This window comes from Gluconobacter sp. P1D12_c (assembly GCF_018812105.1).
Taxonomy (GTDB): Bacteria; Pseudomonadota; Alphaproteobacteria; order Acetobacterales; family Acetobacteraceae; genus Gluconobacter; species Gluconobacter oxydans_A.
The window spans coordinates 1-2,372 of sequence record NZ_JACSIQ010000050.1 but is presented as its reverse complement, the minus strand read 5'-3'; the positions used below and the strand labels follow the sequence as shown (position 1 = coordinate 2,372).

The following is a 2,372-nucleotide window of genomic DNA, read 5'->3' as shown; positions in this document are numbered from 1 at the left end:
GGCATGCGCGGTGGACGCTGAAGTTCACGAAAGCAAAGCGGCAGGAGGATGGGACGATCCCCGCAACAGATCTTGCCATCCCATTCTTTGGCTACAAATCCCATGTCTCCATCGACCGAAAATTTCGGTTGATCCGGAAATGGAAAACAACCGATGCCGCCGCCAGTGATGGTGCGCGATTGRGAGAGGGCTTGCTGGATAAAACCAATACGGCCTCAATAGTCTGGGCAGACACAGCCTATCGCTCAAAAGCCAACGAAGACTTCATGGAGAAGCAGGGCTTTGTCTCGAAGGTCCACAGGAAAAAGCCGCATCTCAAGCCTATGCCTCGGCACATCCAGAAATCCAACGCCGGAAAGTCCGTTATCCGGTCACGTGTCGAGCATGTCTTTGCTGATCAGAAGTCACAGAACCATGAGGATCGGGCTGGCCAATATCGTCTATAATATGCGCCGCCTTCTCTTCCTCGAGAGGATTAACGCCCACGCGTAGCAGTCCAGCGGATGATCGTTCCCGATCTGCTCAAAACGCAGAGCGAAAGCCACCCCAGGAGCCATCATATCAGCACGCCAAAACTCTGAAATCAGGAGCCAGACGCATCAATCAACGGTTCTTCGATCTCTCCAGGTCTGGAAGAGCTGAAAGCTTCCAATGAAGAACTGGTTTCCGTTAACGAAGAAATGCAGTCTACCAACGAAGAGCTGGAAGCATCCAAGGAAGAGCTTCAGTCAGTCAATGAAGAACTTCAGACTGTTAATGCGGAACTAAATGGCAAGATCGATGCTCTGGATCGTGCTCACAGTGATCTCCGTAATCTGTTCGACAGTACGGATGTCGCGACAGTATTTTTGGACAAACAGCTAGAGATCCGCAGTTTTACTCCTGCCGTCTCCAAAATTTTCAACATTCTCGCAACTGATCGTGGCAGGCCGATCACTGATCTGTCGAGCCGGCTCGACCTCGCGGGGTTTTCTGAAGACATTGCCCAGGTCTTTGCTTACGGGGAGCGGATCGAGCGGCGGGTAGAAGATAACGATCAAAATTCTCATTACCTTGTACGCCTTGCTCCATATCGCGACGGCAGCCACAAGATCGAGGGTGTGGTAGTTACCTTCATTGATGTGACGACTCTCACGCGTTCCGAAGCCACGCAGAAGATGTTGATTGGGGAACTTCAGCATCGTACCCGCAATCTGCTGTCTATCGTGCAATCAATTTCCGAACAGACCCTTGGTAAAGGGGGAACGCTGGATGGTTTGCGAACCCGGTTGGCAGCCCTTGGTCGGGTGCAGAGCCTGCTGGGGGGAGCGATGGACGAATCGGTTGATCTCGAAGATATCGTGAGACTTGAACTTCAGGCTACTGGCGCCGTTGAAGATCGTATCTCGGTTGCAGGTCCTGCGGTTCAACTTGGTTTTGATCTGGTTCAAACCTTTGGGTTGGCACTTCATGAACTTGCGACCAATGCTGTCAAATATGGAGCTCTTGGCAACGAAACGGGTCATTTAAGTGTTATCTGGGCGATTTCATACGATGAGCAAAATACCCAGGTTCTGACGCTTCGTTGGCAAGAGAGCGGTTTGAAGAACGTAATGGTGCCGATACGTCGAGGGTTTGGTCTCACTCTGATTGAAAAAGCACTAAAATTTACACTGCATGCCCACGTAGAAGTTAAATTTTCTCCCTGCGGACTCTGTTGTGACGTCGTGATTCCCCTACCACCACGCACGATAGAAGTAGCCAAACCCGAGCCCTAAGAAAGAACAGGACATGGCTTCCAATATCAATGGCCTCGAGAAGCTACGTATCCTGCTGGTCGAAGATGATTATCTTATTGCGTTAGCCGCTGTTGATTTCCTGGAAGAAGCGGGAGCAGAGGTGATCGGTCCTGTCGGTACTATCCAGGAAGCATTGCAATATATTAATCAGAGTTCGGTTAATATTGATGCCGCTGTTCTGGACGTCAATCTGCATGGTAAAAAGTCTTATGCCGTTGCCGATGCCCTCGCAGCTCACGCCATCAAGTTCATATTCGCTACGGGCTATGACGTAAGCGTGATGGAAAGCCGATATCAGGCATTTCCCCACTGTCAGAAACCTTTTAGTGGCCCGACGCTCATCAAAACTTTAAATGAAATTTGTATTGAACGTTGTAGGTGGAGAGATCGAAGAACCGTTGATTGATGCGTCTGGCTCCTGATTTCAGAGTTTTGGCGTGCTGATTGATGGCTCCTGGGGTGGCTTTCGCTCTGCGTTTTGAGCAGATCGGGAACGATCATCCGCTGGACTGCTACGCGTGGGCGTTAATCCTCTCGAGGAAGAGAAGGCGGCGCATATTATAGACGATATTGGCCAGCCCGATCCTCATGGTT

The 2,372-nt window shown here is 50.5% G+C and carries 2 protein-coding genes and 1 pseudogene; all 3 read left to right on the top strand.

Translation table 11 applies throughout. The features are described 5' to 3' along the window. Positions 1–492, top strand: a pseudogene (locus KP705_RS15385) (transposase); the annotation flags it as partial. Between the two features lie 188 nt (positions 493–680). Next, the gene (locus KP705_RS15380) at positions 681–1,757 is read left to right on the top strand and encodes a PAS domain-containing protein (RefSeq protein ID WP_215764771.1); all 1,077 of its coding nucleotides are present in this window, start codon (positions 681–683) and stop codon (positions 1,755–1,757) included. A 13-nt stretch (positions 1,758–1,770) separates the two neighbouring features. Continuing rightward, positions 1,771–2,184, top strand: a complete 414-nt coding sequence (locus tag KP705_RS15375) for a response regulator (RefSeq protein WP_215764770.1) — start codon at positions 1,771–1,773, stop codon at positions 2,182–2,184. Positions 2,185–2,372: the final 188 nt, after the last annotated feature.

What these genes read in the sequence shown, in the direction of transcription:
- KP705_RS15380 (WP_215764771.1), top strand. Translation starts at nt 681, where the DNA reads ATGCAGTCTACCAACGAAGAGCTGGAAGCATCCAAGGAAGAGCTTCAG.
- KP705_RS15375 (WP_215764770.1), top strand. Translation starts at nt 1,771, where the DNA reads ATGGCTTCCAATATCAATGGCCTCGAGAAGCTACGTATCCTGCTGGTC.